The organism is Nocardioides sp. Z24_21, assembly GCF_058134345.1.
This window is the reverse complement of record NZ_JBYTTH010000007.1, coordinates 1-23099: the sequence shown is the minus strand read 5'-3', so window position 1 is coordinate 23099 and position 23099 is coordinate 1. Positions and strand designations below refer to the sequence as shown.

Genomic DNA, 23099 nt, shown 5'->3' with positions numbered 1-23099 from the left:
CTCGCGGGGGCGCGCGCCCGGTGCCGGTTTCGTGGGCGCGGCCGGCATGCAACCGCCGTGAAACCGCGCGCGTCGATCGTGGCCGTCATGACCACACCACATGACTCCCCCTCCGCGCCGGGACCCGCCGTCTCCGCCACCGGCCTCGTCAAGCGGTTCGGCGACCAGCGCGCGGTCGACGGCATCGACCTCCGGGTGCAGCGCGGCGAGGTGTTCGGCGTGCTGGGCCCCAACGGCGCCGGCAAGACGACCATGATGCGGATGCTCGCGACCTTGCTGACGATCGACGAGGGCGAGGCGAGCATCCTGGGCCACGACGTACGCACCGCACCCCACGCCGTGCGTCGCACGCTGGGCGTCACCGGCCAGGACGCCTCGGTGGACGAGAACCTGACCGCCACCGAGAACCTCTGGCTCTTCGCCCGGCTGCAGGGTCTCGGGCGCACCGAGGCCCGCGCCCGCGGGGCCGAGCTGCTCGAGCAGTTCGACCTCGTCGAGGCCGCGAGCAAGCCGATCTCGGCCTTCTCAGGCGGCATGCGCCGCCGCCTCGACCTGGCCGCGAGCCTGCTGACCAGGCCGCCGGTGATCTTCCTCGACGAGCCGACCACCGGCCTGGACCCGCGCACCCGCGGCCAGGTGTGGGACACCGTCCGCGACCTGGTGCGCGACGGCTGCACCGTGCTGCTGACCACGCAGTACCTCGACGAGGCCGACCAGCTGGCCGATCGCATCGCGGTGATCGACCGCGGGCGCAAGGTCGCCGAGGGCACCTCCGACGAGCTGAAGTCGTCGGTGGGCCAGTCCACCCTGCAGCTGCAGCTCGCCGACCACGCCGACCTCGCGGTCGTCGCCGAGGAGACCCTCCGCCTGCTCGGCGAGGAGGCCGTGCTCACCCCGGAGTCCCGGCGGGTCAACGTGCCCCTGGCCCGCACCGACCAGAGCGTCGACGTCCTCGTCTCGCTCCGCGACCGCGGGGTCGCCATCGAGTCGGTGACCGTGCAGAAGCCCTCGCTCGACGAGGTGTTCCTCGCCCTCACCGGCCACGACACCCACGACACCCCGGCCGGGGCGCAGGACGAGCGCGGCGACCGGACCGACGAGACAGACGAGACCAGCGAGATGGAGACCGCCCGATGAGCACCGCGACCCTGCCCGAGCCCGCCGCCGGCCCCACCGCGGGTCCCACCACGGAGCGCGTCGGCGTGGCCGACACGATCAGCCAGACCATGACCCTCGCGTGGCGGGCGACCAAGAAGATGCAGCGCAGCCTCGAGGTGATGTTCGACGTCACCATCCAGCCGCTGGTCTTCACCGCGATGTTCGCCTACATCTTCGGCGGCGCCATCTCAGGCGACGTCGACAGCTATCTCCCGCTCATCATCCCGGGGCTGATCGGGCAGACCGTGCTGACCGCGTGCGTGGCCACCGGGGTCCAGCTGCGCACCGACATGGACACCGGGGTGTTCGACCGGTTCAGGGTGCTGCCGATCTCGCGCATCGCACCGCTGGCGGGGCCGATGGTGGCCGACCTGGTGCGCTACTTCATCGCCTCGGTGCTGACCTTCGGGGTCGGCATCGCCATCGGCTACCGGCCCGGCGGCGGCGTCGCCGGGGTCGCGGGCGCGGTGCTGCTCGCGATGCTGGCCGGCTGGTCGCTCGCGTGGATCTTCACGCTCTTCGGGATCCTCGGCCGCAACGCCCAGGGCGTGCAGGGCATCTCGCTGCTGGTGATGTTCCCGCTGACGTTCCTGTCCAACGCGTTCGTGCCCACCGAGACGATGCCCGGGCCGCTGCGCGCGTTCGCCGAGGTCAACCCGGTGTCGCTGGTGATCAGCGCGATCCGCGACCTGGCCAACGACGGCGCCGTCACCACCGACGTCGCCTGGGCGCTGCTGGGCTGCGCCGTGCTGATCGCGGTGTTCGCCCCGCTGGCCGTGCGGGCGTTCAGCCGGAGGACGTGACCCCGCCCGCCCAGGCGCGCCGCAGCCGGTCGACGGCTGCGGCCGCCTCGGGCACGAGCTCCGGTCCCGGGCGGTCGGCCAGCTCGCCGACGAGGCGGCCGAGCCGCCCGGGCTCCGCGGCGTCGGCGAGGGCGACCATCGACTCCCACGCCATCACCGGCACGCTGCGGTTGTAGGCCCATCGGTGCGCCACGGCGAGCAGGAACATGCCGTCCGAGCGCTGGTCGGGCGGACCCCAGCGGACCACCCACGCGCCGAGCGCGATGAGCAGGACGCCGTTGAGCGGCAGGTCGGTGAACCACAGCGTGCCCGGTGGGGTCCGGCCTCCCGGTCCGACGACCCGGTCGCGCAGCTCGTCGGCCACGGGGTCCGCGGCCCCGGTGCCGTGACGCGCACGGCAGACCAGTGCGGCCGCGGAGATCATCGGCGCCCACGGCGACACGGCCGGCCCGCTGTCCGCGTCGACGACCATGTCGACGAGCGCGTCGTAGCGCCGGATCCCCTCGGCGCCGTCACCCCGGGCGAGGGCGACCTCGGCCTGGGCGGCCTGCCACGCCACCCGGGCACCGATCTGCGCGGCCGCGCCACCCGGTGGTCCGACGGCGTCGAGGACCGCGACGGCCCCCGCGACGTCGCCGTCCAGCAGCGGTGACAGGGCGGTGGCGACCTGGAGGCTGTAGGAGTCGGTGACGGAGTGGATCTGCTCGAGCAGCGGCCACGCGACGGCGGCGTGCCGCGCGGCCTCATGGTGCGCGCCCGCGGTCATCGCGAGCTGGCTGAGCTCGGCGTGCACGGACGCCCGCAGGAAGACCGAGAGCCGGTGCCGCAGCGCCTGCTCGGCGTACGCGCGCGCGGCGTCGACGTCGCCGGCGTTCTCCGCGACGATGCTCGCCCACATCAGCAGCGCGCCGGCGAGGCCGGCCCCGGTCTGCTCCGCCGCGACGCGCGCGAGCCGGGCGGGCGTGTCCTCGTCGACCTGCAGCACGGTGCGGCCGATCAGCCCCCACGCGCCCGCGGGCGGCTCCCCGCGGGTCAGCAGGTCGCAGAGCCCGCCCACCTCCACGCCGGGGACCCACGTCACGTGGACCAGCAGCACGCCCGCCGCCTCGAGGGCGTCGTGGCGCGCCTCGTCGGGGACGTCCCAGCCCGACAGCACCTCGACGGCCGCGTCGCAGACGGCGAAGATCTTCGGCTGGTCGCCGGTGATGGTCCACAGGCTGCCCAGCAGCGCGACCATCCGGGCCACGAGAGGGCGGTCGCCGATGGTCAAGGCCCGGCGCAGCACGTCGGTGAGGTTGTTCTGCTCCCGCACGAGGAGGTCGACCTGCGCGACCTGCTCGTCGGAGACGACGAGGTCGCGACACCGTGCGGCGAGGTGTGCGGCCCATCCGTGCAGCGCGTCCAGGGCCTCGGGGGTCTCGCCGCGCCGGGCCAGCTCGGCGGCGGCGTACTCACGTATCGTCTCGAGCGGCCGGAATCGCGCGGTCGCGCCGTCGTCGACGAGGACGAGCATCGACTGCTCCACCAGCGCGTCGACGAGGTCGGGGCCGTCGCGGCCGAGGACGGCGGTCGCCGCCGCTCGGTCGAACCCGTCCTGGAACACCGACAGCCACGCCAGTGCCCGCTGCTCAGCGGCCGTGAGGAGGTCCCACGACCAGCCGATCACCGCGGCCAGCGTGCGGTGGCGGTCGGGGGTGCTCCGCTCCCGGCTGCTCAGCGCGGTCAGGCGGTCGTCGAGCGCCGCGGCCACCTCAGGCACGGTCATGGTGCGGACCCGCGCGGCGGCGAGCTCGACGGCGAGCGGCAGTCCGTCGAGCCGGTCGACCACATCGCCGACGATGGCCGGGTCGAGCACCGCGTCGGGCCGGGTGGCCGACGCGCGCCGCACGAACAGCTCGCGGGCGTCGTCGGGCGAGAGCTGGGTCAGCGGCACGACGCGCTCGGCGGCCAGCCGCAGCGGGGCGCGGCTCGTGGCGAGCACCTGGAGGTCACGGGTCGTCGCCAGCAGGAACGCCACGAGGGACGCGACGGGCTCGAGCACGTGCTCGCAGTTGTCGAGCACGAGCAGCGTCGGCCCGGAGTCGAGCTCCTGCGCCAAGCGGCTGCGGACGTCGGCCTGCTCGGCCGGCGTGAGCGCGAGGCGGGTCGTCACCGACCCGCGCACGCCGAGCGCCGCGCCGACCGCGACCACGACGTCGTCGCCGGCGCCCACGCCGACGAGCTCGACGACGTGCACGTGGGGCAGCACGGACTCGCGGGCCAGCACCTGCGCGATGCTGGTCTTGCCGATGCCCCCGGGACCGAGCACCGTGACCAGCCGCGACGCCGCCAGCGCCGAGCGCAGCCGGGCCAGGTCCTGCTCGCGGCCCAGGAGCCCGGCGCCGTCGTACCTCAGCCCGGTGCGCACCGGGTCGTCGGCGGCCAGCAGCTCGCGGTGCAGCCGCTGCAGCTCGGGCGCGGGGTCGACGCCGAGGCGTTCGGCGAGGTCGAGGCGGTAGTCCTCGTAGCGGCCGAGCGCGACCGCGGGCCCACCGACGGCCGCGATGCTGCGGAGCAGGTCGACCAGCACGCCGGACTCGTCGGTCCACCGAGCGGCGGCCGCCTCCAGCAGCGGCACCGCCTCCGCGTGGCGGCCCTGGCGGGCCAGGGCCCGTCCCAGGAGGTCGTCGGCGGCGTCGAGCGTCCGGGCTGCCAGGGACCTGAGCCGGGCCAGTGGTCCGGGCGCGTCGTCGGTCGCGGGCTCGGGCCACGCCCGCGCCCACTCGGCCAGCTCGGCCGCCCGCACCGCGTCACCGGCGCGGAGGGCCTCCCGCGCCTCCGAGACCGCGAGACCCAGTGCCAGCACGTCCACCTCAGCGGCGTCGACGCCGAGCCGGTAGCCGGTCTCGGTCAGCTCGACGACCTCCGGCGCCGTCGCGGCCCGCAGCCGCGAGACGATGACCTGGAGCGCCTTGCCGGGGGCGGCGGGCGGGTCGTCCTCCCAGACCTGGTCGACGAGCTGCGCCACGCTCAGGCCGCGCGGCTCGAGCACCAGCGCGGCCAGCAGCGCGTGCGGGCGGGCCCCCACGACAGGGGCGTCGTCCCACGACGGCGCCCCGAGCAGCCGCAGCCGGACGCGCTCCCCCGTGGTCACTCGCGCGCTCGCGGGTGGGCGGTCGCGAAGACCTCACGCAGGTTGTCGACGGTGACCAGCGTGTAGACCTGCGTCGTGGTGACGGACGCGTGGCCCAGGAGCTCCTGCACCACGCGGACGTCGGCGCCGCCGTCGAGCAGGTGCGTCGCGAACGAGTGCCGCAGGGTGTGCGGCGACACCGAGGCGGTGACGCCCGCCCGCTCGGCGGCCTTCACCAGCACCGCCCAGGCGCTCTGCCGCGACAGGCGACCGCCGCGGGAGTTGAGGAACATCGCCGGGCCGCCCTTGCCGGTGCCGACCAGCTCCGGGCGCGCGCGCGTGAGGTAGGCCGCCACGGCCTCTCGGGCGTAGCCGCCGACCGGCACCAGCCGCTCCTTGCCGCCCTTGCCGCGCAGCAGCACCGTGCCGTCGTGCTGGTCGAGGTCGTCGACGTCGAGCCCGACCGCCTCGGAGATGCGGGCACCGGTGCCGTAGAGCAGCTCGAGGAGCGCGCGGTCGCGCAGGGCCAGCGCCGTGCCGGGCGCCCCGGCCGCCTCGAGGATGGCCTCGACGTCCGACAGCGGGAGCGCCTTGGGCAGCCGCTTGGCCGGGGTCGGCGGCTTGACCGCCGCCGCCGGGTCGCCAGCGGCGAGACCGTCGGAGACGGCGAACTTGTGGAAGCCGCGCACGGCGACCACGGTGCGCGCCGCGGACGACGCGCCCAGCGGGGGGTGGGTGTCGCTGCCCTCGCGCAGGCCGACCAGGAACGCGACGACGGTCGCCTCGGTGACCGCGTCGAGCTCCTCGATGCCCTGGCCGGCGAGGAACTCGACGTAGCGGCTCAGGTCGCGCCGGTAGGAGCTGAGCGTGTTGGCCGCCAGCCCGCGCTCGACCGCGAGGTGGTCGAGGTAGGTGCGGACCGCGCGGCCCAGCGGCGCCCCGGGGCTCACCCGAGGACTGTCTCCGGTGCCACCGACTCGATGCCGACGGCGTCGCCGACCGGTGCGTTGGTGAGCTTCCCGGCGTGGGTGTTGAGGCCGTGGACGAGGCTCGGGTCCTCGCGCAGCGCCCGCTCCCACCCCTTGTCGGCCAGCGCCACCGCGTAGGGCAGCGTCGCGTTGGTGAGCGCGTACGTCGAGGTGTTGGGCACCGCGCCCGGCATGTTGGCCACGCAGTAGAACACCGAGTCGTGCACCTCGTAGGTCGGGTCGTCGTGCGTCGTGGCGTGCGAGTCCTCGAAGCAGCCGCCCTGGTCGATCGCGATGTCGACCAGCACCGAGCCGGGCTTCATCCGCGCCACCAGGTCGTTGCTGACCAGCTTCGGCGCCGCCGCACCGGGGATCAGCACCGCGCCGATGACCATGTCGGCCTCCATCACCTGCTGCTCGATCGCCAGCTTGGACGACGCCAGGCCGTGCACCCGGTTGTTGTAGCGCCAGAACGACATCCGCAGCTTGTCGAGGTCGGTGTCGAGCAGCGTCACGTCCGCGCCCATCCCGAGCGCGATGTTGGCGGCGTTCTGCCCCGAGACGCCCGCGCCGATGATCACGACCTTCGCGTTGGCGACACCGCCCACGCCGCCCATCAGCACCCCGCGACCGCCGTTGGCCTTCAGCAGCGCGTGCGCGCCGACCTGCGGCGCGAGGCAGCCGGCGACCTCCGACATCGGGTAGAGCAGCGGCAGCCCACCTGAGGGCAACTGGACCGTCTCGTAGGCGATGGCCGTCACCCGGCGCTGCAGCAGCTCCTCGGTCAGCGGCTTGTCGGCGGCCAGGTGGAGGTAGGTGAAGAGGGTCTGGCCGTCGCGCATCCGCGCGTACTCCTCGGCGACCGGCTCCTTGACCTTGAGCACCATGTCGGCGGCGCCCCACACGTCGTCGGCCGTCTCGAGCATCCGCGCCCCCGCGGCGACGTACTCCTCGTCGGGGATCTGCGAGCCGCTCCCGGCGCCCCGCTCGATCATCACCTCGTGACCGTGCTGGACCAGCTCGTGGACACCGATGGGGGTCAGAGCCACGCGATACTCGCGGTTCTTGACTTCCTTGGGGACGCCGACCTTCATGCCTTGCTCCTCCGGGATCCGGGGCCTCACGGCGTGGGCCGCCTCACAGCGTGGGCGAGACTACTCCCGAGGCGGCCTACGGGGCCGTCAGGACTCCCCGACGCTTCAGCACGTCGTAGGCGAGCACCGCCTGGACCAGCGGGCCCTGCCGCACGCGGCCGTCGAGGACGGCGTCGAGGAGATCGGCCATCGACACCCAGAAGTGCTCCATCTCGGCCTCTTCGTGCTCCATCGCGAAGTCGCCTCGCGGGGCGTGCGAGAGCCCGCGCGCCAGGAAGATGTCGTGCACCTCGTTGCTGATGCCGGCGCTGGAGAACGTGCTCAGCAGCTGCTGCCAGTGGGCGGCCTCGAGCTCGACCTCCTCGCGCAGCTCGCGCTTCGCGGTCTCCACGGCCGGCTCGTCGCCCGCGTCGCGCAGTCCCGCCGGCAGCTCGACGAACTCCCGCCCGCTCGTGTGGCGGTACTGCCGCAGGCACATCACCCGCTCGTCGTCGTCCACCGCCAGCACCACGACCGCACCGGGGTGCTCGAGGCTGATCCGGCTGAACTCCTCGGAGTGCCCCGGGCGGGTGATCATGTCCTCGCGCAGCGCCACCACCCAGTCGTCGCGGTGCAGGTAGTGGCTCGACACCACCGGCCACGCCATCGGCCGGTCGGCGAGCTCCTGCGGTCCGTCGTCCCCGTTCCGGTCTCCCATGCGCCAGACGCTAGCCCAGGCGGCGACGTCGACGGGTGGGTGAGTAGGTTCGGCCCATGACGTTGGCGACGCTCACCAAGGACGAAGCGCAGACCCGGTCCGACCTCCTCGAGGTCCAGCGCTACGACATCGACGTGGACATGACCGGCCTGCTGGAGGGCGAGGTGTGGCGGTCGACGAGCACCATCACGTTCACCTGCTCCGAGCCCGGCGCCACGACCTTCGTGGACGTCGCCATGGACGTGGCGCGAGCGAGCCTCAACGGCCACGACATCGACGTGTCCGCGGCCGCCGACGGCCGGCTGCCGCTGCCCGCGCTGGCCGCCGACAACGTGCTGGTCGTCGAGGCGAGCACGACCAACACCGACACCGGCGAGGGCGTCCTGCGCACGGTCGACCCCACCGACAAGCTGGTCTACGTCTGGACCAGCCTCGAGCCCGACGAGGCCCGGCGGGTGTGGGCGTGCTTCGACCAGCCCGACCTCAAGGCCCCGCACCGGTTCGTGGTCACCGCTCCGTCGTCGTGGCTGGTCACCTCCAACGGTGCCCCGGAGTCGGTGGTGGACGCGGAGACCGGCGACGCGCGCGTGTGGACCTACCCCGACACGCCCCGGCTCTCGACGTACGTCGTGGTGGTCAACGCCGGCCCGTTCCACGAGGTGCGCCGCCAGCACGACGGCTACGACCTGGGGTTCTACTGCCGCCAGTCGCTCGTGCCGATCCTCGAGCGCGACCTCGACGAGATGGTGACCCTCACCCGCCAGGGCCTCGCCTTCTTCGGCGAGCGCTTCGGCTACCCGTTCCCACAGGAGCGCTACGACCAGGTCTTCGTCCCCAACCTGGGCGGCGCGATGGAGAACTGGGGGTGCGTGACCTACGGCGACGGCCAGCTCTTCCGCACTCCCCCGACCCACGCGCAGCGTGCGGTGCGCGCGGAGTTCATCTTTCACGAGATGGCCCACATGTGGTTCGGCGACCTCGTGACCATGCAGTGGTGGGACGACCTCTGGCTCAACGAGGCCTTCGCGTCCTGGGCGGCCAACTGGGGGATGGCCGCGGCCAGCGAGTTCACCGAGCAGTGGGCCACGTTCCTCGCTGCCTCCAAGCGCACCGCCTACGAGATGGACATGAGCCCGGCCAGCCACCCGATCCGCGGTGCCGTGCCCGACGTGGCGTCGGCGATGTCCAACTTCGACGCCATCACCTACGTCAAGGGCCAGAGCGTCCTGCACCAGCTCGTCGCCTACATCGGCGAGGACGCCTTCGTGGAGGGCCTGCGCGACTACTTCAGCCGCTACGCCTTCTCCAACACCCGCCTCGACGACCTGATGGACTGCTACGCGCGGGCCTCGGGCCGCGACCTGTCCGCCTGGACCCGGGCGTGGCTCGACGAGGCGGGCACCGACGTCATCACGCTGGCCGACGGCGAGCTGGTGGTGCAGGCACCCGGCACCCAGGACCCCCGGCCGCACCACCTCGACATCGCCGTCTTCGACGCCTCGGGCGACACGCTCGTGCCGGCCGGTCGCTCCTCCCACGAGGTCACCGGCCCGCGCACGCCCGTCGATCTCCCCGGCGGCGACCTCCGCCTGGTCAACGCCGGCGACTTCACGTTCGCCGCCGTCAAGCCCGACGACACGTCCCTGCGCCTGATGCTCGAGCGCATCCACCAGCTCGAGGACCCGCTCGACCGGGCCCTCGTCGCGGCGACCGCCGGCCAGCTGCTGCTGCTCGGCGACGTCGCCCCTCGCGACGTGTCGGCCGCGCTGACCCGGGCGCTGGCGTCGGAGACGAGCCCCGCGCTCATCGAGCCGTTCCTCGCCCAAGCGCTGCAGGTCGCCGACCGGTGGGCGCCGGCCGCCGAGTCGCCCGCGCTCCTGGCCGCGCTGGCCGACGCGGTCGTCGGCCTCGTGGACCTGCCCGACGCCCGGCAGGCGGCGCTGCGCACCCTGGCCGCGTCAGCCTCCGCCGCCGCGCACTGGGCCGTGCTCGAGGCGGCCGCCGCGGAGGCGACCGACCTCGACCTGGCGTGGCGGATGGCGGTGCGCCGCGCCGAGCTCGGCGACTACGACGAGGACGCCGTGCGCCGGCTCCTCGAGTCCGACCCCGACCCCGACGCCGCGATGCGTCGGCTCTCGGTGCTCGCCGCCCGTCCCGACGTCGAGGCCAAGGAGGAGGTGTGGCGGGCGTTCTTCGTCGACTACGCGGTGCCCGCGAGCCGGGAGACGCTCGTGCTCGGCTCGACGTTCTGGCGTCCCGGGCAGGCCGAGCTGCTCGCCCCCTACACCTACCGCTACCTCGAGGAGCTGCGCACGCTCAAGGGCGGCCTGCTCAACCAGGGCCTCACCATCCGGGCGATGTACCCCCTCGGCGCCGGCGACGAGGACTTCCTCGCCGCCGCCGAGAACGCCGCCGAGGACACCGCCCTGATCGCCTACGCCCGCAACCAGCTCCGCTCGAACTCCTTCGTCCTCAGCCGCATCCTGCAGGCCCGCCGCCTCTGACCGGGGCGCTCCGGCTGTTCGTCCACGTGGGTTCGTGGCACGCGGTACGACGGCCAACTGATCAAGCTCCCAGCGGAGAGCTTCGCGGATGCCACATCCGCAGAGGTTGTGTGTTCGGGGAGGGAGAAGAGCGCTCATGGTCGGTGTTCGTCGGCCGAGCAGTGGACCCACCTCGCGCGGACATCTGCGACCGTGCGTTGCGCTACGTCCTGCTGGATGCAGCGCCGACGGTTCGAGCGGACAGTCCGGCTCTTCCGCGCAGGAGGTTCCCTCTGTCGAGGAGCCAGCGCCGGGTCCGCTAGATCGGTCGAACTCCGGCCAACACTGCCGGGCCGTGCTGGGCCCAGCTGCCGGTGAGCGTCTGCTGGACGGCTACCTCGGTTCCGATCACGCGAACGACGACCAGGTCGAACTGTTCGGTCCGTACGACCGTCGTCGAGCCCTCCTCGCGGCAGTTGACCGCCTCCACCTCCGCCACGGGGGTCCCCTGGTTCCCGCTGCCCCGCACCTCCGCGGTGGCGGCCCGTGGTTGAAGGCGCCCCTCCATGTCGACGAGCTCTTCGGCCTGGGTGCCGCCGGTCAGTACAGCGGTCGCGAGCGCCGTCGCCCACACCGGGTCGCCGCACCCGTCGTACACCCAGCGCGTTCCGAGCACGGAGTGCTCGGTGGTGCCGATGAGGAACTCCTCGGCCCCGACCAACGGCGCCCCCCGGTAGGTCAACGGGACGTGGAACACCGAGCCGTCACGAGACTGCAGGAGGAGAGCCTCGATGCCCACCACGCCGGCCGGATCGTCGAACCTGTAGGCGCCCACCTGCTCGAGGTCCGTCACGTCGGTGACCCAGGTCTGCCGCGGCAGCCAGCTGGCGAGCAGCTGCAGCTTGGTCGGATTCAAGGTCGCCTTGTGGATGAGAGCCATGGCCACGACCATAGGCGCCCCACCTTCGGCACAGACGCTCGGACGCCACGATCGTGGGTCCCTCCGCCCGCATGCCACGTGGCAGCGGACAACGACTGCTGGCCGCTAGCGCTCGGAGGGAGACCCTGGGCGGGCTTCACCGCGCCAGATGTCGAGGTGCCAGGCTCCGTCGTAGGTGTAGATGATGCGCAGGTGCCGGCGATCCGGAGAGCCCTGCCAGAACTCGACGCGAGACGGGACCATGCGCCACAACCTCCAGTCCTGCGGATCGACACCGGCGCGGGCGGCCTCGCTGCGGGCTTCGTGGTCTGCGACACACTCTCGTCTGGATGCTTCGACAACAGGGCCGCGCGCACGCACGGCTCGCACGAGCGGCTGCCACCACAGGTTCAACGCGGCCGAAGGATGCTTCTCGAGCTGCTGACCCTTCTGCGACGATGCGGCGCCAGCGAACGCCCAGCCTTCGGTGTCGACTGCCTTGAGGATCAGCGTTCTGGCATCCGGGACTCCCTCGTCGTCGACGGTTGCCAACGTAGCGGCGATCGGCTCGGCGACACCCTGCTCTAGGGCGACGTCCAGCCATTCCTGGAAGAGCTGTACGGGGTCGGGAGGCAGATCAGTCGGGTCGATGCTGGGTGCGGTCCCGGTCAGGGAGGGGATCCGGCGCATGTCCTCCGCGCTCGTCGTGGCCATGATCCTAGGTTCGCACGTGCACCCGGAGGCACGACTGACGGCAGTCAGGACAGGCCACACCCGCACGCTCGTCGTAAGATCCGCTCGCATCGTTCGCTGCAACCCACGTGCACGTCCGAAACCAGATGCCAGCGCGTGCTCGCTCCGGGTGCGACGATGACCCGGTGACCGCCGAAGGGGCATTCGAGCGGCTGGACGCTACGCCCCCACTTCCTCGTTCGATCTGGGTGCTTGCCTGGGCCTCGCTGGCGGGCCAGGTGCTCCTGGTCCTCCGACATGGAGGTCGCGTCGGCGAGGAAGCGTCGCAGGTCCTGTCCATGATCCTCGGGGCCCTGCTGGTCGGCTACGTGTCCGCTGGCGTCGTCCGGGCCCGCCGCGTCCGCATCGTGCTTGCCTGGGTCCTACTGACGCTGGGTTTCATCGGCGGTCTTGCCGATCTGGTCTCGATCCACGGCCTTGGTCAGACAGCCCCCGCGGTGCTCGCGCTCACTGCCAGTGCCGGGGCTCTCGCCGGACTCGCAAAGTTCTGCCGCAGCGATTGGTACGCATGGCAGCAGACGCGTCCGTCAGCCCGCGCAGGTGCGCCCATCGGCCAACTCGTCGTGATCGGGGTGCTCGTAGGCGTGCTGGGTGGCTACGTCGGATCGGTTGACGCCGGGGTCACTGCGCGGGTCGACGTCAACGTCGGCTGATCCGCCCGCGGGCGCAGGTGCAGGTGCGTCTGACCGAATCCGGCCCGGTCACGGGCCGGCCGGGGCTCAGGCCTCGACTGCCTCGTCCTTGCGGCGCAGGCCGGACTCGTCGAGCGGGAACCGCTCGGAGCGCTGGCGCTCGATGGCCGCCCCGATGAGTCCCGCGAAGAGTGGGTGCGGGCGGGTGGGCCGCGAGCGCAGCTCGGGGTGTGCCTGGGTGGCGACGTAGTAGGGGTGCACGTCGGCGGGCAGCTCGACGAACTCGACCAGGCCGAGCTCGGGGTTGACGCCGGAGAAGACCATGCCCGCCCTCGCCAAGGTGTCGCGGTAGGCGTCGTTGAACTCGTAGCGATGGCGGTGGCGCTCCTCGACCGTCGCCTCGCCGTAGGCCGCCCGCACCACGCTGCCCTCGGCGAGGTCGGCCTTCTGCAGGCCCAGCCGCATGGTGCCACCGAGATCGCCCGCGCCGTCGACGAACTTCTTCTGCTCCTCGATCGTGGAGATCACCGGCTCGACGGTGTCGGGGTCGAACTCCGTCGACCCGGCCTTGGTCAGCCCGGCGACGTTGCGGGCGTACTCGATGACCATGCACTGCAGGCCCAGGCACAGCCCGAGGGTCGGGATGCCGTGGGTGCGGGCGTAGTGGAGCGCGCCGAGCTTGCCCTCGATGCCGCGCACGCCGAAGCCGCCGGGCACCAGCACGGCGTCCACGTCAGCGAGGTGCCGGGCGGCGCCGGCCTCGGTGCGGCACTCGTCGGAGGCGACCCAGCGGATGTTGACCTTGGCGTCGTGGGCGAAGCCGCCGGCGCGCAGCGCCTCGCTGACGGAGAGGTAGGCGTCGGGCAGGTCGATGTACTTGCCGACCAGCGCGACCGTGACCTCCTCCGACGGGTTGTGGACGCGGCGCAGCAGCTCGTCCCAGTCGGTCCAGTCCACGTCGCGGAAGGGCAGGTCGAGGCGGCGCACGACGTAGGCGTCGAGGCCCTCGCGGTGCAGCACCTTGGGGATGTCGTAGATCGACGGCGCGTCGGCGCACGTGACGACGGCCTCGTCATCGACGTCGCACATCAGCGCGATCTTGCGCTTGATGCCGGCGGGCAGGTCGCGGTCGGCGCGGCACACGATCGCGTCGGGCTGGATGCCGATCGAGCGCAACGCGGCGACGGAGTGCTGCGTCGGCTTGGTCTTGAGCTCGCCGGACGGCCCGATGTAGGGCACCAGCGAGACGTGGATGAAGAAGCAGTTGTCCCGCCCGATCTGGTGGCGCGTCTGGCGCGCGGCCTCGAGGAACGGCAGTGACTCGATGTCGCCGACCGTGCCGCCGACCTCGGTGATGACCACGTCGAAGTCGGGCCCGCCCATCGCGAGGATGCGGTCCTTGATCTCGTTGGTGATGTGCGGGATGACCTGCACGGTGTCACCGAGGTAGTCGCCGCGTCGCTCCTTGGCGATCACCGTCGAGTAGACCTGGCCGGTCGTCACGTTGGCGATCTGGTTGAGGTCGGTGTCGAGGAACCGCTCGTAGTGGCCGATGTCGAGGTCGGTCTCGGCCCCGTCGTTGGTCACGAAGACCTCGCCGTGCTGGAACGGGTTCATCGTGCCGGGATCCACGTTGAGGTAGGGATCCAGCTTCTGCATCGTCACGCGCAGGCCGCGCGCCTTGAGCAGGTTGCCCAGGCTGGAGGCCGTGAGCCCCTTGCCGAGGGAGGAGGCGACGCCTCCGGTCACGAACACGTGCTTGGTCGGCGTGTGGCTCTTCACGGGCTTCGATCCTACCCGAGCGGGACGGGTCCGTCGGCACCCGACGCACCGAAGGCGCCACCGGGCGCGGTCAGCGAGCGCTGGAGTGTGAGGATCGTCGCTACCCGGCCGGCTGCGGTGTCGATGCCGTCGAGGCTGGCGACGCCCGCCGAGGCCGGGTCGGCACGGAACCGGCCGAGCTGCCCGGTGCCGCCGTCGGCCGTGACCCCCACCACGACCACGCCGGTCGCCTGAGCCGCGAGGCCCTGGGCGAGCCCGGCGAGGATGGCGTCCGACCCGTCGTCCTCGGCGTCGGTCCCGAGCACGAGGAGCACCAGCGGCGAGCGCTCGGCGACCTCCCCCGGCTCGGCCATCAGGCCAGCCCCGCTGATGGCGTCGGCGATCGCGCGCGCCTTGCCGTTGACGCCCTGGCCCTCCGCGTCCTTGGAGGCCACGGCGAGGCCGAGCAGCTGGCCGAGGCGGTCGTACGTCGACGCGTCGGCGGCGACGTCGCCCTCGGCCTGCTGGGTCAGCAGCTGGCTGCCCAGCGTGTCGACGAGCGACTTCTGGGCGGGGTCGACGAGGTCGTCGGCGAGGTCGTAGCGGGCGCTCACGGTGCCACCGGCGGCCGTCACCTGCTCGCCGAGCGCACCCACCAGCTGCTCGTCGGCGCCGGGCACCGTCACCAGGGCGACCGACCGCTCGGCGAGACGGCCGCCGACGGTGGCCGGGCCCACAGCCGACACGAAGCTCTCGGTGTAGTCGACCTGCGCCTGGTCGTCGGCGGGTGTGGTCTCGCGGTCTCCCGCGGCGGTCGCGACGGTGGGACCGACGTCGGAGAGCGGGCCGCCGCCCAGGACGATCCCGGCCGCGAGGGCCAGGAACACGGCGACGATGGTGAGCAGGTGGTGGCGCAGGGTGATCAAGGGAGCATTCCTCGTACGTCGTCGATCAGGTCGGTCGTCGCGCCGGAGACCCGGGGCGACACGTCGTCGACCCACTGCTGGCCGACGGGGGTGACGCTCACGGCGGCGGCGAGCGCGAGCACGCCGGCGGCGATGGCCCCGGCCAGGTGCCGCGGTCGTACGGCGCCGTCGTAGAGCCGCGCGACGGCGGCGGCGTCGACCAGGTCGGGGCCGAGCTTGAGCCGGGTCAGGAAGGTGCTGGCCAGACCGGCGCGGCGCTGGTCGAGGAACTCGTCGAGCGTGGCGTGCATGCCGACGCCGACGATGAGGGCCGCGTCGTGGGCGGCGGCCAGCAGCAGCGCGGCGTCCTGCGTGGTCGCGGTGGTCTCGAAGCGCAGCGCGCGGATGCCGAGCCGCTCGAACGGCTCGGTCACGTCGCGCTTGGCCCCGCGCTGGACGAGCACGACGACGTCGCGGGCGCGGCGCAGGACGGCGGCGGCGGGCAGGTCGTCGGAGCCACCGGTCACGACGACGACGTCGGGGCGGTGCCCCGCGCCGACGAGGGCGTCGGCGCCACGGTCGACGCCGACCAGGACGGGCCGCTGCTCGCGCAGGAACGGCTTGATGGCGCGCAGCTCGTCCTCCCAGCCGTGGGAGCGGACGGCGACGACCACGGGCCGACCGGCCATCTCGGTCGCGGTGGTCGGCACGCCGTGGCCGTGCAGGAGCAGGTCCTGCTCGCGGCGCAGGAACTCGGTGCTGTTGTGGGTCAGGCTCTCCAGCTGGGCGGTGAGGCCGGAGCGGGCACGGTCCATCTCGCCCCGGACCAGCTCGTCGGTCAGCTCGCGGCCGTCGGCCACGAGGGTGTCGCCGACGTGCACCGCTCCCCCGTCGACGCGCAGCGCGGCGCCGTCCTTGACGCGGTCGAAGACCTCGGAGCCGGTGCTGTCGACGACGGCGAGCCCGGCCTCGACCAGCAGCTCGGGGCCGAGGTTGGGGTAGCGACCCGAGATCATCGGGCTCGCGTTGACGACGGCGACGACACCGGCGTCGACCAGCGCCTGCGCGGTGGCGCGGTCCATGTCGAGGTGGTCGAGGACGGCGACGTCGCCCGGCTGCAGGCGACCGAGCACGCTCGCCGTACGCCGGTGGACGCGGGCGGGGCCGTGGACGCCGGGGAGGGCGGGGGCTTGGCGGGTGCGGACTGCGAACTTCATGACCCCGCCATGGTCTCAGCCGGGTCCCGGCCTCCCGGGGAGGCACGCCCGCTCGGGCGCGGCGGCCTCCAGCAGCTCGCGGGCGTGGGCGCGGGCGCTCTCGGAGTCCTCGAGCCCGGCGAGCATCCGCGACAGCTCACGCTCGCGATCATCGTCGCCGAGCGCGACCAGGCCGGACGTGGTGACCGTGCCGTCGCTCGACTTGTGCACCACCACGTGGCGGTCGGCGTAGGCGGCCACCTGCGGCAGGTGGGTGACCACGAGGACCTGGGAGGCACGGGCCAGCGCGGCGAGTCGACGTCCCACCTCGATGGCGGCCTTGCCGCCCACGCCGGCGTCGACCTCGTCGAAGACGAACGTCGGCACCGACCCGGTCTCCGCCAGCGACACCTCGAGCGCCAGCATCACGCGGGAGAGCTCGCCGCCGGACGCCCCCTTGTGGAGGGGACGCGGCTCGGCGCCGGTGTTGGCGGCGAGCAGGAGCTCGACGTCGTCGACCCCGTGCGCCGCGGCGCGCACCCACCGCCCGTCGACCAGCAGCTGCGGGCCGGCGGGGGTCTCCGGGGCGGGGGTCTCCTGCTGCGTCACCGCGACGGTCACCGTGGCGTGGGGCATGGCCAGCGAGGTGAGCTCCTCGCTCACCGCGACGCCGAGCCGCCGGGCGGCCTCGGTGCGCTGGGCGCTCAGCGTGGACGCGAGCTCGCCGAGCTCGGCGCGGATGCGGTCGCGGCGCGACTCGAGCTCGGAGATCCGCCCGCCGGTGTCCTCGAGGTCGAGCAGCCGCTTGGCGCCGTCCTCGGCCCACGCCAGCACCTCGTCGATGCTCTCGCCGTACTTGCGGGTCAGCGCGGTCAGCGCCGCCCGGCGCTCCGACACGGCCGCCAGCCTCGCGGGGTCGGTCTCCAGGGAGGCGGCGTAGGACGCGACGTCGCCGGCCACGTCGACCAGCAGGTGGCCGAGCTCGGCGAGCCGGTCGGCCAGCTCGCCGGCCGCCGGATCGTGCTCGCGCACACCCTCGAGCGCCTGTCGGGCCGTGCTGGTCGTGGCGAGGGCGTCGGGGGCGCCCTCCTCGCTCGAGAGCGCCTCTCGGGCCGTCTCGGCGGCGGTGCGGAGCGTGTCGGCGAAGCCGAGCCGGGTCTCCTCGGCCGCGAGCTCCGCGTCCTCGCCGGGCCTCGGGTCGACGGCCTCGACCTCCCCCAGGCCGAAGCGCAGCTGGTCGGCCTCCCGGGCCCGCTCGCGGGCGGAGCCGACGACCTCGGCCAGGGTGCGCTCGGTGACGACCAGCTCGGACCACCGGGCGGCGTAGGCCGCGGCGGTCGCGGCCAGCTCGTCGCCGCCGAACCGGTCGAGCGAGGCGCGCTGCGCGCCGGGCCGGAGCAGGCGGTGCTGGTCGGACTGGCCGTGGACGGCGACCAGCGGCTCGGCCACCTCGGCCAGCGTGGTCACCGGGACCGAGGCCCCACCGACCCAGGCCCGGGAGCGTCCCTGCGCCGCGACGTTGCGCGCCAGGACGACCTGCCCGTCCTCGACCTCGCCGCCGGCGTCCTCGACGGCCCCGCGGAAGCCGGGAAGCGCGGTCGCGGCGACGACCCCCTCGACCCGGGCCTGCTTGGCCCCCGAGCGGACGGCCCCCGGGTCGGCCCGGCCGCCCAGCAGCAGGCCGAGCGCGGTGACGACCATCGTCTTGCCGGCGCCGGTCTCACCGGTGATCACGGTGAGGCCGGGGCCGAGCTCGAGCGTCGACGACTCGATGACGCCGAGCTGGCTGATCCGCAGCTCCTCAAGCATCGTGGTCCCCGTTGTCGCGCCGGCGACGCTCGGCGGCGCCACGCCAGCCCTCGACCGGCAGGTCGAACTTGGCCACCAGCCGGTCGGTGAACGGCGCGTGGTGGAGCCGGACCAGGCGCACCGGACGGGCGCCGCGGCGCACCTCGATGCGCGCGCCCGGCGGCAGGTCGACCGTGCGCCGGCCGTCGCACCACAGCACGCCCGAGCCCTCGGTGTTGGACAGCACCTCGACGGCGAGCACCGACGTCGGCGCCACCACCATCGGGCGGGCGAACAGCGCGTGCGCGCTCAGCGGGACCATCAGCAGGGCCTCGACCTCGGGCCACACCACCGGTCCACCGGCGCTGAAGTTGTAGGCGGTGGAGCCGGTGGGCGTGGCGCAGACGACCCCGTCGCAGCCCCACCGGGACAGCGGGCGCCCGTCGACCTCGACGACGACCTCGAGCATCCGCTCGCGGGCCGCCTTCTCGACGCTCGCCTCGTTGAGCGCGAAGGTGGAGAACAGCACCTCCTTGCCGACCATCACGCACACGTCGAGGCTGAGCCGGTCCTCGGCGGTGTAGTCGCGCGCGACGATCGCGGCGATCGTCGACGCGACGTCCTCCTGCTCGGCCTCGGCGAGGAACCCGACGTGGCCGAGGTTGACGCCGAGCAGCGGGGTGCTCGTCTCGTGGGTCAGCTCCACGGCCCGCAGGATGGTGCCGTCGCCGCCGATGACCAGGGCCAGCTCGCAGCCCTCACCCGGCCTGTCGTCGGCCCGGGTGGTCTCGACGAGGACGTCGGAGTCGTCGAGGCCCAGGTCGGCTGCCTCGTCGGCAAGCAGGCGTACGCCGATCCCGTGGGCCGTGAGCGTCTGCACGCACTCGCGGGCCACGTCGTGCACCTGGGGGCGGCCGGTGTGCGCCAGCACCAGGACACGGCGCGGGGGGCTGTTGCTGGTCACGGGTCCACCCTCTCACCCGCCACCCCCATCGACCCGGCGCGCTCCACCTCGGCGCGGATCTCGTCCGCCCCGACGGACGCCGGCCCGTGCCGCAGCAGCAGGAAGAACTCGACGTTGCCGGACGGGCCCGGGAGCGGGCTCACCGTGACCGCGACCGCACCCCACCCGCGCTCGGCGGCGAGGTCGGCGATCGTGGTGACCGCCTCGGCCCGCAGGGCCAGGTCACGGACCACTCCCCCCTTGCCGACCCGGTCCTTGCCGACCTCGAACTGCGGCTTGACCATCAGTGCCAGCGCGCCGTCGTCCCGCGTGACCGACAGGAGCGGGTCGAGGACGAGGGCGAGGGAGATGAAGGACAGGTCACCGACCACGAGGTCGACGGGCTCGCCGATCACGTCGAGGGTCAGCTCACGGATGTTGGTGCGGTCGTGGACCTGCACGCGGGCGTCGCTCTGCAGCGACCACGCGAGCTGCCCGTAGCCGACGTCCACCGCCACCACCTCGCGCGCGCCGGCCCGCAGCAGCACGTCGGTGAAGCCGCCCGTGGACGCGCCGGCGTCGAGGCACCGCTTGCCCCGGACGGTCAGGCCGTGCTCGGCGAACGCCGCCAGCGCGCCGGCGAGCTTGTGCCCGCCCCGGGAGACGTAGTCGACCGACGACGGGTCGTCCTTGACCACGATCGCGACGTCGGTGGTGACCCCGGTCGCCGGCTTGGTCGCGACGGCCCCCGACACCGTCACCCGACGGGCGGCCACCAGCTCGCTGGCGTGATCGCGCGAGCGGGCGAGGCCGCGCCTGACGAGCTCCTGGTCGAGGCGAAGGCGTCTGGGTGGCACGGTGGCTCAGGCGCCCGGGTCGGCGCCGGGCGCGTCGGGCCGGGCGTCGAGCGCACGCCGCAGCTGTTCGTGGGCCCGCTCGAAGACGGCGACGTGGCCGGAGACGGGGATCCCGTCCAGCCCCGCCACGTCGGACAGCACGCGGTCGACGGCCTCGACGCCGGTCGGCTCGTGCTCGGGCACCTCGCTCATGGCCGCGAGCCTACTCGGCGCCGAGTCGCCGGACGGGTCCGGGCGGCGTCGTGTCGGTGACGTCGGCGGGGCTCCCGCTGTCGTCGAGGTGACGCCAGCACGCGGTGGCAGCGACGCGCCACCAGTCGGCGTCCGACCCCTCGCCCGACACGCTCAGTCGGCCCCTGTCGACCCGGGCCATCCAGCCGCCGAGCTCCGCGGCGCGCTCGCTCACCGCGGGGGCCGGATGGGTCTCGAACAGCCCGTCCATCGTCGGTGAGATGTAGGTCGGGCGGAGCCGGGGCGGAGCCGCTGCCAGCTCGTCGAGCCACGTCACCCCGGTCAGCACGAGCAGCGAGGGCGCGTCGATCGCGTGGGCGCCCTCGATGTCGGTGTCGAGGCGGTCGCCGACCATCAGGGGCCGGTCGCCACCCGCGCGCAGCACGGTCTCCTCCATGAGCGGCTTCTCGGGCTTGCCCGCCACCACGGCGTCGACGCCGGCGAATCCGGTGATCGTGCGCACGAGCACGCCGTGACCGGGCGCGAGTCCGTAGGGGGTGGGGATCGTCAGGTCGGCGTTGCTGGCCACGTAGGGCAGCCCGCCGCGCACCAGGGTGGCCGCACGCATGATCTCGCGCCACCGCACGTCGGGTCCGTAGCCGCTCACCACGGCCACCGCGCCCTCCGGGTCGTCGACCGGCACCAGACCCGCCTCCAGCAGTGCGACCCGGAGACCCTCGCCGCCCAGGAGCAGCACGCGGGCGCCCGCGCCGTGCTCCTCGACGAGCAGCCGGGCCGCGGCCTGTGCCGACGTGACCACGTCCGACGGATGGGCGTCCACCCCGACCCCGACGAGCTTGTCGACCACCTGCTCAGGCGTGCGTGAGGCGTTGTTGGTCACGAACGCCACGTGGCGCCCGTCCTGGCGCACCTTGTCGATGGCCTCCGCGACTCCCGCGATGGCCTCGGTGCCCACGTAGACCACCCCGTCGAGGTCGAACATGACCAGGTCGTGCGCCTCCACGAGCGGCGTCGTCGACTCCTCGAGCATGGTCCACCCCTTTCCGGATTGTGACGAGCGTCCCCCTACGATGCTCCGATGGACTCCGCCACCGTCGTGCCTCCGTACGTGGCGAAGCCCCTCGAGCTGCTCCCGTTCCGGGCGGTGATGCTGGCACCGGCGCGCGTGGGTGACCCCGCCTCCGCGCGAGCACTGGCGCGACCCTATCGCGACGTCGCGGGGCGGCTGACGCAGTGGATGGCCCGTGGTGACGCGAGCGCCGACACCGAGCCCGCGCTCTACCTCCACGAGTACACCTCCGGCGGCCTCACCGTGCGAGGACTGGTCGGTGCCCTTCGCGTCTCGCGCCGCGCGGAGACGCTCGAGGAGCGGGTGGTGTGGCCGCACGAGGCGATCCACCCCGAGCAGGCCGGCGAGCTGGCCGACCGCATGCTGCAGATGGACCTCAACCCCGCCCCCATCCTTCTCGTGCACCACGGCCGCCGCGAGCTCCGCGAGCTGGTCGCCGAGCTCACGCGAGCCGAGCCTGACTGGCGCTACCTCGACCGCACCGGACAGCGACAGCGGCTCTGGGCCGTGCGCGACGACGCGACCGTCGCGCGGATCGGGAGCCTCATCGCCGACAGCCGATGCCTCCTCGCCGACGGCCACCACCGCTACGCGGCCTACCTCCGACTGCAGGAGCAGCACCCGGGCACGCCCTGGGACTCCGGACTCGCGATGCTGGTCGACCAGGCCGACACTCCCCTCTTCCTCGGCGCCATCCACCGCACGCTGCCCGGCGTCGGGCTCGACGCGCTGCTCGACGGGGCTCGCCGGGCGGGAGCCGCGGTGACGCAGCAGCCCCGCCCCCGGGCGCTCGGGGCCCTCGACAGCACTCACATGGTGCTCACCGACGGGGACGCCTGGTACGCCGTGGCGCCGGACGGGCTCGAGCGCGAGGCCGCGGTGTCCTGGCTCCACGACCACGTGCTGCCCCGGCTGCCCCGACCGCCGCGCCGCATCCACCACCACCACACGGTCGACGAGGCGCTGGCCGCGACGTCGGCCGCGGCGCCCGGCGTGCTGCTGCCGAGCCCGGACTTCGAGCAGGTGCAGGCCCTCGTCGAGTCGGGCGGGCTCCTGCCCGAGAAGGCGACGTCGTTCCAGCCCAAGCCGAGCCTCGGTGTGATCATGCGGCCGGTGCTCGACGGATGATCCGTCCCGACGACGCCTCGACCTCCACCCGCGAGCGCGTCGCGCCGCCGGCCTGGTAGAACCGGCACCGCACGGCGCCCACCACCTCGACGACGTCACCCGGGCGCCAACCCACGACGCGGCGTCGCAGCACCGCGGTCCACGCCGTGCAGGGAATCGAGTCGACCCGCTGCCCCGACGCGGAGCCGCTCACCCTGCCCGTCGCCGGCGGGCGCTCCACCGACACCCGGAAGGTCACCAGGCTGTCGCCGCTGGGCAGCTCGACCGTCATCGGGACGCTGCTGAGCCGCCCCGTCAGTCGTACCTCGTTGATCGCCTCGTCCGAACCGGCAGGCGTGCTCCGGGCCGCGGCCCTCGTCTGTCCTGTGCTCACCATGCACCTCCTGCCTCCGACTCTGACGGGGAGGACGGACAACAGCGGACCCGTGGTCGCAACGGCTGTGGACGACACCGTTCTCAGGCCGCCTGTGGACGGTGAGCGGCCAGGCAGCACGCGCCGAGTGCGCTCCGGACGATGCCATGAAATGCAGAAGTGGGGCCACCCGAAGGTGACCCCACTTCCACAATGTATGTCCGGCGGCGTCCTACTCTCCCACAACCTCTCGGTTGCAGTACCATCGGCGCTGAAAGGCTTAACTTCC

The 23099-nt window shown here is 73.4% G+C and carries 20 protein-coding genes and 1 rRNA gene; 5 read left to right on the top strand and 16 right to left on the bottom strand.

The window, feature by feature from the left end; all coding sequences use genetic code 11:
- The first annotated feature begins 87 nt into the window (after positions 1-87).
- Positions 88-1137, top strand: a complete 1050-nt coding sequence (locus AC3X7Z_RS18805) for an ATP-binding cassette domain-containing protein (RefSeq protein WP_489976877.1) — start codon at positions 88-90, stop codon at positions 1135-1137.
- Positions 1134-1961, top strand: coding sequence for an ABC transporter permease (locus AC3X7Z_RS18800; RefSeq protein WP_489976876.1), 828 nt, complete (start codon positions 1134-1136; stop codon positions 1959-1961). Before AC3X7Z_RS18805 ends, AC3X7Z_RS18800 begins: the two co-directional genes overlap by 4 nt.
- On the opposite strand, the gene AC3X7Z_RS18795 is transcribed toward AC3X7Z_RS18800, so the two are convergent.
- The 4 genes from AC3X7Z_RS18795 to AC3X7Z_RS18780 form a co-directional block, all read right to left on the bottom strand.
- Positions 1945-5094, bottom strand: a complete 3150-nt coding sequence (locus tag AC3X7Z_RS18795) for an AfsR/SARP family transcriptional regulator (RefSeq protein ID WP_489976875.1) — start codon at positions 5092-5094, stop codon at positions 1945-1947. The two genes, AC3X7Z_RS18800 and AC3X7Z_RS18795, sit on opposite strands and share 17 nt — an antisense overlap.
- Positions 5091-6023: a site-specific tyrosine recombinase XerD gene (gene xerD, locus AC3X7Z_RS18790; RefSeq protein WP_489976874.1), complete on the bottom strand. Its 933-nt coding sequence runs from the start codon at positions 6021-6023 to the stop codon at positions 5091-5093. The genes AC3X7Z_RS18795 and xerD overlap by 4 nt, the downstream gene beginning before the upstream one ends.
- Positions 6020-7135: an alanine dehydrogenase gene (gene ald / locus AC3X7Z_RS18785; RefSeq protein ID WP_489976873.1), complete on the bottom strand. Its 1116-nt coding sequence runs from the start codon at positions 7133-7135 to the stop codon at positions 6020-6022. The genes xerD and ald overlap by 4 nt, the downstream gene beginning before the upstream one ends.
- Positions 7136-7211: 76 nt before the next feature.
- A complete protein-coding gene (locus tag AC3X7Z_RS18780; RefSeq protein WP_186342275.1) occupies positions 7212-7832 on the bottom strand; it encodes an NUDIX domain-containing protein in 621 nt (206 codons plus the stop codon).
- Positions 7833-7888: 56 nt separating this feature from the next.
- Here AC3X7Z_RS18780 and pepN point away from each other — a divergent pair, with 56 nt between their 5' ends.
- Positions 7889-10336 carry an aminopeptidase N gene (gene pepN / locus AC3X7Z_RS18775; RefSeq protein WP_489976872.1) on the top strand — a complete coding sequence of 816 codons (2448 nt, stop codon included), beginning with the start codon at positions 7889-7891 and terminating at the stop codon, positions 10334-10336.
- A 298-nt stretch (positions 10337-10634) separates the two neighbouring features.
- On the opposite strand, the gene AC3X7Z_RS18770 is transcribed toward pepN, so the two are convergent.
- Both AC3X7Z_RS18770 and AC3X7Z_RS18765 read right to left on the bottom strand, forming a co-directional pair.
- A complete protein-coding gene (locus AC3X7Z_RS18770) occupies positions 10635-11255 on the bottom strand; it encodes a CG0192-related protein (RefSeq protein ID WP_186342277.1) in 621 nt (206 codons plus the stop codon).
- Between the two features lie 105 nt (positions 11256-11360).
- A complete protein-coding gene (locus tag AC3X7Z_RS18765) occupies positions 11361-11948 on the bottom strand; it encodes a pyridoxine/pyridoxamine 5'-phosphate oxidase (RefSeq protein ID WP_186342278.1) in 588 nt (195 codons plus the stop codon).
- A gap of 164 nt (positions 11949-12112) precedes the next feature.
- On the opposite strand from AC3X7Z_RS18765, the gene AC3X7Z_RS18760 reads away from it, so the two are divergent.
- Complete coding sequence (locus AC3X7Z_RS18760) at positions 12113-12640, top strand: hypothetical protein (protein ID WP_489976871.1); 528 nt, start codon at positions 12113-12115, stop codon at positions 12638-12640.
- Between the two features lie 66 nt (positions 12641-12706).
- Here the strand turns inward: AC3X7Z_RS18760 and pyrG are convergent, their stop codons facing one another.
- From pyrG to AC3X7Z_RS18720, 8 genes are read right to left on the bottom strand one after another with little or no spacing between them, the layout of a single operon-like run.
- On the bottom strand, positions 12707-14401 hold the full coding sequence (gene pyrG, locus AC3X7Z_RS18755) for a CTP synthase (protein ID WP_186342279.1): 1695 nt from the start codon (positions 14399-14401) through the stop codon (positions 12707-12709).
- Positions 14402-14412: 11 nt separating this feature from the next.
- Positions 14413-15306: a copper transporter gene (locus tag AC3X7Z_RS18750; protein ID WP_489976870.1), complete on the bottom strand. Its 894-nt coding sequence runs from the start codon at positions 15304-15306 to the stop codon at positions 14413-14415.
- Complete coding sequence (steA, locus tag AC3X7Z_RS18745) at positions 15303-16502, bottom strand: putative cytokinetic ring protein SteA (RefSeq protein ID WP_489976869.1); 1200 nt, start codon at positions 16500-16502, stop codon at positions 15303-15305. The genes AC3X7Z_RS18750 and steA overlap by 4 nt, the downstream gene beginning before the upstream one ends.
- Positions 16503-16517: 15 nt before the next feature.
- Complete coding sequence (gene recN / locus AC3X7Z_RS18740; RefSeq protein ID WP_186342282.1) at positions 16518-18290, bottom strand: DNA repair protein RecN; 1773 nt, start codon at positions 18288-18290, stop codon at positions 16518-16520.
- Positions 18283-19233, bottom strand: coding sequence for an NAD kinase (locus AC3X7Z_RS18735; RefSeq protein WP_186342283.1), 951 nt, complete (start codon positions 19231-19233; stop codon positions 18283-18285). The genes recN and AC3X7Z_RS18735 overlap by 8 nt, the downstream gene beginning before the upstream one ends.
- On the bottom strand, positions 19230-20069 hold the full coding sequence (locus tag AC3X7Z_RS18730) for a TlyA family RNA methyltransferase (RefSeq protein ID WP_186342284.1): 840 nt from the start codon (positions 20067-20069) through the stop codon (positions 19230-19232). Before AC3X7Z_RS18730 ends, AC3X7Z_RS18735 begins: the two co-directional genes overlap by 4 nt.
- A gap of 6 nt (positions 20070-20075) precedes the next feature.
- The gene (locus AC3X7Z_RS18725) at positions 20076-20261 is read right to left on the bottom strand and encodes a hypothetical protein (protein ID WP_489976868.1); all 186 of its coding nucleotides are present in this window, start codon (positions 20259-20261) and stop codon (positions 20076-20078) included.
- 10 nt (positions 20262-20271) lie between these two features.
- Positions 20272-21291 (bottom strand): HAD-IIA family hydrolase, encoded by a 1020-nt coding sequence (locus tag AC3X7Z_RS18720; RefSeq protein ID WP_489976867.1) that lies wholly within the window; start codon positions 21289-21291, stop codon positions 20272-20274.
- A 48-nt stretch (positions 21292-21339) separates the two neighbouring features.
- Between AC3X7Z_RS18720 and AC3X7Z_RS18715 the strand changes: the two genes are divergently transcribed.
- Entirely contained in the window at positions 21340-22458 is a 1119-nt protein-coding gene (locus AC3X7Z_RS18715; protein WP_489976866.1) for a DUF1015 family protein, read from the top strand.
- Here the strand turns inward: AC3X7Z_RS18715 and AC3X7Z_RS18710 are convergent.
- Both AC3X7Z_RS18710 and rrf read right to left on the bottom strand, forming a co-directional pair.
- Positions 22433-22831, bottom strand: a complete 399-nt coding sequence (locus AC3X7Z_RS18710; RefSeq protein WP_489976865.1) for a single-stranded DNA-binding protein — start codon at positions 22829-22831, stop codon at positions 22433-22435. The genes AC3X7Z_RS18715 and AC3X7Z_RS18710 overlap by 26 nt on opposite strands.
- Before the next feature lie 198 nt (positions 22832-23029).
- Positions 23030-23099, bottom strand: a 5S ribosomal RNA gene (gene rrf / locus AC3X7Z_RS18705); the annotation flags it as partial.